Source organism: Parasynechococcus sp., from assembly GCF_042954325.1.
In the GTDB taxonomy this organism is placed as follows: domain Bacteria; phylum Cyanobacteriota; class Cyanobacteriia; order PCC-6307; family Cyanobiaceae; genus Parasynechococcus.
The window spans coordinates 1-6,638 of record NZ_JBGKDS010000046.1; the positions used below are offsets into that span (position 1 = coordinate 1).

Annotated in this window: 7 protein-coding genes and 1 pseudogene; 4 read left to right on the forward strand and 4 right to left on the reverse strand. The window is 63.4% G+C overall.

Annotated features, from left to right (window positions below; all coding sequences use genetic code 11):
* Positions 1-1,073, reverse strand: a 1,073-nt coding sequence (locus tag ACGVKB_RS07370; RefSeq protein ID WP_392350673.1) for an NAD(P)H-quinone oxidoreductase subunit H, incomplete at its 3' end; no start/stop codon positions are given.
* A 56-nt stretch (positions 1,074-1,129) separates the two neighbouring features.
* Here ACGVKB_RS07370 and rsmH point away from each other — a divergent pair.
* Entirely contained in the window at positions 1,130-2,029 is a 900-nt protein-coding gene (gene rsmH / locus ACGVKB_RS07375; protein ID WP_392350661.1) for a 16S rRNA (cytosine(1402)-N(4))-methyltransferase RsmH, read from the forward strand.
* Here rsmH and ACGVKB_RS07380 read toward each other — a convergent pair.
* Together ACGVKB_RS07380 and ACGVKB_RS07385 are read right to left on the reverse strand one after the other, a co-directional pair.
* Positions 2,008-2,790, reverse strand: coding sequence for a hypothetical protein (locus tag ACGVKB_RS07380; RefSeq protein ID WP_392350663.1), 783 nt, complete (start codon positions 2,788-2,790; stop codon positions 2,008-2,010). The genes rsmH and ACGVKB_RS07380 overlap by 22 nt on opposite strands.
* A 33-nt stretch (positions 2,791-2,823) precedes the next feature.
* Complete coding sequence (locus tag ACGVKB_RS07385; protein WP_392350665.1) at positions 2,824-3,993, reverse strand: cysteine desulfurase family protein; 1,170 nt, start codon at positions 3,991-3,993, stop codon at positions 2,824-2,826.
* A 16-nt stretch (positions 3,994-4,009) separates the two neighbouring features.
* Between ACGVKB_RS07385 and ACGVKB_RS07390 the strand changes: the two genes are divergently transcribed.
* Genes ACGVKB_RS07390 through ACGVKB_RS07400 form a run of 3 tightly spaced genes read left to right on the forward strand, consistent with a single transcriptional unit; the run spans position 4,010 to position 6,216 of the window.
* The gene (locus ACGVKB_RS07390) at positions 4,010-4,531 is read left to right on the forward strand and encodes a hypothetical protein (RefSeq protein WP_392350667.1); all 522 of its coding nucleotides are present in this window, start codon (positions 4,010-4,012) and stop codon (positions 4,529-4,531) included.
* Positions 4,532-4,570: 39 nt separating this feature from the next.
* A complete protein-coding gene (locus ACGVKB_RS07395; protein WP_392350669.1) occupies positions 4,571-5,308 on the forward strand; it encodes a response regulator transcription factor in 738 nt (245 codons plus the stop codon).
* A complete protein-coding gene (locus tag ACGVKB_RS07400; protein WP_392350671.1) occupies positions 5,305-6,216 on the forward strand; it encodes a pseudouridine synthase family protein in 912 nt (303 codons plus the stop codon). The genes ACGVKB_RS07395 and ACGVKB_RS07400 overlap by 4 nt, the downstream gene beginning before the upstream one ends.
* 10 nt (positions 6,217-6,226) lie before the next feature.
* Here the strand turns inward: ACGVKB_RS07400 and ACGVKB_RS07405 are convergent.
* Positions 6,227-6,638: pseudogene (locus ACGVKB_RS07405) on the reverse strand (magnesium protoporphyrin IX methyltransferase); the annotation flags it as partial.

Genomic DNA, 6,638 nt, shown 5'->3' on the forward strand with positions numbered 1-6,638 from the left:
GCGGCCCGGATCTTGAACCGCCAAGGGGTGACGTCGTTGTTGCCCTGGATAAACACCCCGATTTCTCCCTTGCCGGATTCCAGACGGGTGTAGAGCTCACCATCGGGGATCTTGAAGGTGGGCGCCACCTTCTTGGCCACATATTGGAAGTCGAACCCAGCGGCATCGCTGCCTTTGCCTTCGTTGAGGCGTTTGGCTTCGAGGTTCTCGGTGGGGCCACCGGGGATCATGTCGCAGGCCTGGCGAAGGATCTTCAGCGATTGGCGCATCTCTTCAATGCGCACCCGATAGCGGGCGTAGCAGTCGCCTTCTTTCTCCCAGGCGACTTGCCAGTCGAAGTCGTCGTAGCACTCGTAGTGGTCCACCTTGCGGAGATCCCAGGGCACACCGGAGGCGCGCAACATGGGACCACTGAGGCTCCAGTTGATGGCGTCGTCCCGTTGGATGATTCCCAACCCTTCGATGCGGCGCCGGAAGATGGGGTTGTTGGTGATCAGCTTTTCATATTCGTCAATTTTGGGTGCAAACCAGTCGCAGAAGTCTTTGCATTTTTCCAGCCAGCCCCAGGGCAGATCAGCTGCAACACCACCGATTCGGAAGTAGTTGTTGTTAATCAACCGCTGGCCGGTGGCGGCTTCCCAGAGGTCGTAAATCATCTCCCGTTCCCGGAAGATATAGAAGAACGGGGTCTGGGCACCAACGTCGGCCAGGAAGGGTCCAAGCCAGAGCAGGTGGTTGGCGATCCGGTTGAGTTCCAGCATCAACACCCGGATGTAGCTGGCTCGCTTGGGAACGGGAATATCCGCCAGTTTTTCCGGGGCGTTGACCACGATGGCTTCGTAGAACATGCCCGCCGCATAGTCCATGCGGCTCACGTACGGCACGAACATCACGTTCGTGCGGTTCTCAGCGATCTTCTCCATGCCGCGGTGGAGGTAGCCGATCACCGGCTCGCAATCCACAACGTCTTCGCCATCCAGGGTCACGACGAGCCGCAGCACCCCGTGCATGGAGGGGTGATGGGGGCCGAAGTTGACCACCATCGGCTCCGTGCGCGTCTCCAGCTGCGTCATGACACCGATGGGCAAGGCAATAGAACGATCTTAGGTAAAACCCCCCGCATCTTCGTTTGAGCGACGCCAACAGCTTTGATCACGTTCCCGTTCTCGCCGATGCGGTGGTCGCTGCGTTGGATCACTTGCCCCGCGCTGACGGCCTTGTCATCGATGCAACCCTCGGGGGTGGCGGCCACAGTGCGCTGTTGCTGGAACGCTGTCCTCAACTGCGTTTGATTGGCCTCGACCAAGACCCCACGGCCCGGGCGGCGGCGGCGGAACGCTTGGCACCGTTCGGTGATCGGGTGGAGATCGTGGCGACCAATTTCTCCGCCTATGAACCAACGGAGCCGGCGGTGATGGTGCTCGCCGATTTAGGTGTCAGCAGTCCGCAACTGGATGTGGCGGGGCGTGGCTTCAGCTTCCGCCTGGATGGCCCCCTCGACATGCGCATGAATCCGGAGGGGGAGGGTGAAACCGCGGCCGAGTTGATCGATCGCCTCGAGGAAAACGACCTGGCCGATTTGATCTACGCCTATGGCGAAGAGCGGCTGTCGCGGCGGATTGCCCGGCGCATCAAATCTGATTTGGCGTCCCAGGGGCCCTTCGAAGGCACCGCTGCCCTCGCCTATGCCGTGGCCGGCTGCTATGCCCCCAAGGCGCGTCGCGGCCGCATCCACCCCGCGACCCGTACGTTTCAGGCCCTGCGCATTGCTGTCAACGATGAGTTGGGCGTGTTGGAGCGCCTGTTGCAGCAGGCCCCGGATTGGCTGGAGCCTGGCGGTCTCTTGGGGGTCATCAGTTTTCACTCACTCGAGGACCGGCGGGTGAAAACGGCGTTCAAGGACGATGAACGCCTCAGACGGATCACCCGGAAGCCGGTGGTGGCCACTGAGGCGGAACAGGACCGCAACCCCCGCAGCCGCAGTGCGAAATGGCGGCTGGCGCAGCGTCAGGCCAGCAGGCCTGCCTGATCATCCGTTCCGAACAGCTGTCGGTAGGCCGATGCTGTGCTGCAGAACACCACGGGAATGGCGGCCAGAAGGCCGAACCCGCAGGCAAAGGCGCCGAGCAGGATGACGCCCAGTTGCATCACCAGCAGTCCCAGCACAGCCCACCACTCTCCTTGGACGGTTCGGAAGCCCTCTTGGATGGTTGCGATCGGTCCCAACCCCTTCACCACGGCAAGGAACCCCAGGAAGGTCTGATTCACCTGGATGTAAATGGTCAGACCGGCTGCGATCAGAAGGATCACCATGGCGACGGGGCTGCTGGTGACAGCGAAGGCCAGGGTTGTGATCTCAGCGATCAGACCCTCGATCGACTCGGTGTTGGCGGGGTCAATGAGCGGGATTTGGTTGTAGATCGACTGGGCGAGCTCTCCGGCATCAGCCGCTGTGATCGCGAGAAGCGCCGCCGTTGTGCTGATCACACCCAGCAGGAGGGTCAGCGGAAATTGCCGGCTGAACAGACGCCAGACGGCGGGGCCATCGATCTTGATCAGATCCCCGAAGCTGGGTCGCTCCCCATTGAGGCCGAGCCAAGCGCCCCGGATCAAACCCACGGCGGCCCACAGGTCCACTAAGGCGCTGACGATGATCCCGGCGAGCCCAGGGAGCAGATCCACCACCGTGGACAACACGAACGCGAACAGGGCAAAAAAGACAAACGTCCAGGGTGTGCGTTGGAACGTTGTCCATCCGTCCTGTAGGGCGGTCCCAACCGACAGGCTCATGATCTTGAAGGCAACACCTGGAAAGGACCGGCCTTACGAGCGGGTCGCACAAACCGCCGCTGCGATCCGCTCGACCGCGAGCTGAATCTCGTCGTCTGTGGTGGTCCGCCCCAGGCTCAGGCGCAGGGAGGCTTCGGCTTCGGCACGCGAGCGACCGATCGCTTGCAGCACGTGGGACGGTGCACCGCTGCTGCAGGCGGAGCCACTGCTGCAGGCCAGGTGGGGTCGGAGCGCCCGGTGCAGGCGGCTGCCAGTGATCCCGGGTATGCAGATGTTGAGGTTGTGGGGTAGGCGGGGCTCCATGGCTCCATTGAGCAGCACGCCTGGGATCCGCCGCTGCAGGCCCTCCCAGAGTTGATCCCGCAGGGTTTGCAGCCGGTGGTTGCGCTGAACCCGGTCTTGCAGCGCGGTTCGGGCTGCCGTTGCGAACCCCACGATCAGGGCCGTCGGAAGCGTGCCTGCCCGCAGGCCTGCTTCCTGGCCACCGCCCCACTGCAGCGGTTCCAGTGTGATGCCGTCGCGCACGACGAGGGCGCCGACCCCCTTGGGGCCATAGAGCTTGTGGGCGCTGAGGCTGACCAGGTCGAGCCCCAGGGCATCGGGTTGCAGCGGGATGTGTCCGAAGGCCTGGGCCGCATCGCTGTGGATGGCAATCCCGTGGTGTCGGCATACCTCAGCGATTGCCTCCAGCGGTTGCAGGACGCCGATTTCGTTGTTGGCGGCCATCACGCTGACCAGGATCGTGTCGGTCGCGATCGCCTGCTCCACCTGCGCGGGATTGATCAGTCCATCGGTGCCAGGGTTGAGCAAGGTGACCCGAAATCCCTCCCGCTCCAGCTGCGCCAAGGGGTCGAGCACGGCGTGGTGCTCGGTGGACACGCTGATCACGTGGCCCTGGCCCCGGCGACGTGCCAGTCCGAGCAGGGCCAGGTTGTTGGCTTCCGTCGCCCCGCTGGTGAAGATCAATCGCTCGGGAGCGACGGCGAGGCTGTCTGCGATCTGCCGTCGGGCCAGGTTCACGGCAGCTGCAGCCGTGAGCCCCAGCCGGTGCTGACGGCTGGAGGGGTTGCCCCAGAGCTCGCTCCAGTAGGGCGCCATGGCCTCCACCACCTCCGGCGCACAGGGCGTGGTGGCTTGGAAATCGAACGCGAGGGGCGACTCGGTCAGCGTCGTCTGGTCACTGTTGCGATCATGGTGCTGCATCCCTTGCCGCTGCTGGATGGATCTGCGATTGCCGATGGTCTGTCTTGGTGGGGCCGTTGTGTCAGCACTGCTCAGTGGTCAATCGGCTGAGGGCTTCGATCGCAAGGCCGTGCTCGAACAGATGCGCAACAGCCGGCCGGCCGATCTGCAGGTGTTGGTCCAGGAACCCGATGCCGCCGGCATGCGCACCATCGGGATTTATGGCATCCAACGGGACCCTGGCAATCCTGATCTGCGGCGTTACAGCCTCTGGGAAGAATCCCCCGCCGATTTGAACATCTACATGGAGTCGGTGCGTTGTGGACTGCTGCAGCCCTTGAGGGTGAAGCGAACGGGGACGGCGGTCTACGTGCGCATGCTCAACCCCGGCGGCCCGATCACGCCTTTCAATCGGGAAGATCACTTGGTGTGGTGGGCGGCCTGTGTGCCGGAGGTCGCGGGAACCGACCCGGGCACCCTGCGCCAGCAGGCCTTGGATCTGGGCTTTTCGACCCTGATACCCGAACGTCAGGAGCAGTTACCCGCACTGGCCCCCTGAGCGGAGGATCCATACATTGCGCTGAGAGCGATGGCAGCCATGAGCGACGCGCCGATTCCCAGCACGGATGAGCAGGAGGCAGCACCGCCGGCACCGCGGCTGCTTCTGGTGGATGACGAGCCGGGGCTACGCACTGCGGTGCAGGCCTACCTCGAGGACGAGGGATTTGATGTGACCACGGCCGTGGATGGTGAGGAGGGCTTCACCAAGGCACAGCAGATGCTGCCGGACGTGGTGATCAGCGACGTGATGATGCCGCGCTTGGACGGCTATGGCCTGCTGAAGAAACTGCGGGCCGATGAACGGCTTGGTGGCACGCCGGTGATCTTCCTGACCGCGAAGGGCATGACGGCGGATCGCACCCAGGGCTACCTGGCCGGAGTGGACGACTACATCCCCAAACCCTTCGATCCCGATGAGTTGGTGGCTCGGGTGCGCAACGTGGCCCAGCGTCAGCAACGGCTCCTGCAGGAAGCGGCCCGGTTCGCCGATACGGACATGGGCCAGATGGCCAAGCAGATCACCGAGATCCGTTCGCTGTTGGCCCAGGCCGAAGCGTTGCCTTCGAAGGATCCCGTAGTGCATAGCTTTACGCCGCGGGAGGCCAGCGTTCTGCAGTTGGTGGCGGAGGGGTTGATGAATAAGGAGATCGCCCGCCAGCTGGAAACGTCGATCCGCAATGTGGAGAAGTACGTGAGCCGTTTGTTCAACAAAACCGGCACCTCCAGCCGCACTGAATTGGTGCGCTATGCCCTGGAGCACCGTCTGGTGACTTGACGGCGGGCTGGCGCGCAGCGGCGTTCAATCAGGGCTGGACATACCGCGACCGCGTGCCGGTTGCGATCTCCGGCATTTGGTTGAGCGAGTGGATGGCCAAGCGCTATCGCCATTCCGCGGCTGATCTCTGGCGTGCGCGGATTCAGGCCGGGGAACTCGATTGCAACGGCCAAGTTCTCTCGGCGGATCATTGGCTTTCAGGGGCTGAACAGATCCTGTGGCGGCGCCCCCCCTGGCGGGAGGAGGCGATTCCAGATCGGTGGGACACCTTGCATGACGATGGCGATCTGTTGGTGATCAACAAGCCCTCCGGATTGCCGGTGATGCCCGGGGGCGGCTTTCTGCGCCACACGCTCACGGCACTGCTGGAACCCAGCGGAGCTCGACCGGTGCACCGGCTGGGCCGATTTACCTCCGGCCTGCAGGTGTGTGCGAGGACGGCCGCAACCCGGGCTGCATGGTCGAAGCAGTTCCGACCGGATGGCGGCTGCCGCAAGGTCTATCAGGCCTGGGCCCAGCGAGTGCCGGGGTTGGATCTGGGGCAGACCCTGACGGTCACCACTGATGTGGTGGAGCGGGTGCATCCGCTGCTGGGTTGGATCTGGGGGCCGGAACCACTGGATGAGGAGCCAATTCGCAAACGGCTCTCAGCTCATTCCGAATTGAGGCTGTTGGAGCGCACCGCCGATGGGGATCGTCTGCAGGTGACGATCCGCACCGGGCGGCCCCATCAGATCCGAATTCATTTGGCCCAACTTGGAAGCCCACTGCTGGGAGATCCGCTGTATCTGCTCAACCGTGAAATCTCAGCGAGGGCTACTCCTGGAGACGGCGGCTACCGGTTGCATGCCTGGCGGTTGTCAGGCTTGGCTGAACTCGGACTCATCCACCTCCAGGCCGAACCCTGAGTCGGGAGGGTCAGGCCTTGTTGAATTCGATCAACCTCGAGAAATAGAACGGAGCCTTGTTCAAGCTGCGGCGCACCAGTTTGAAGCCGCAGGCCTCAGCCGCTTTCACGATGCCGTCTTCTTTGAGGGTGTAGGCCCGGGTGGTTTTGCTCGGGCCGGGGAACAGCTGGCCGATCCCCTTCAGCAGCGCCAGCAATGGTGTGTAGGGCGCGAAGCTCACGATCAAGCGCTCTTCGGTGAGTCCGCAGAGGTGCTTCACCATGTCCTCGGCCGCCGGCTGCGGGTAGTGGATGAACACATCCAGGCAGCACACGGTGTGGAACGAACCGCTGAGGCTTTCCAGATCGCTAGCGAAGAAGTTCAGCTTGGCCATGTCCAGACCGGCGTCACGGGCGCGGCGCTCGGCTTCCTTCGCCATGGCT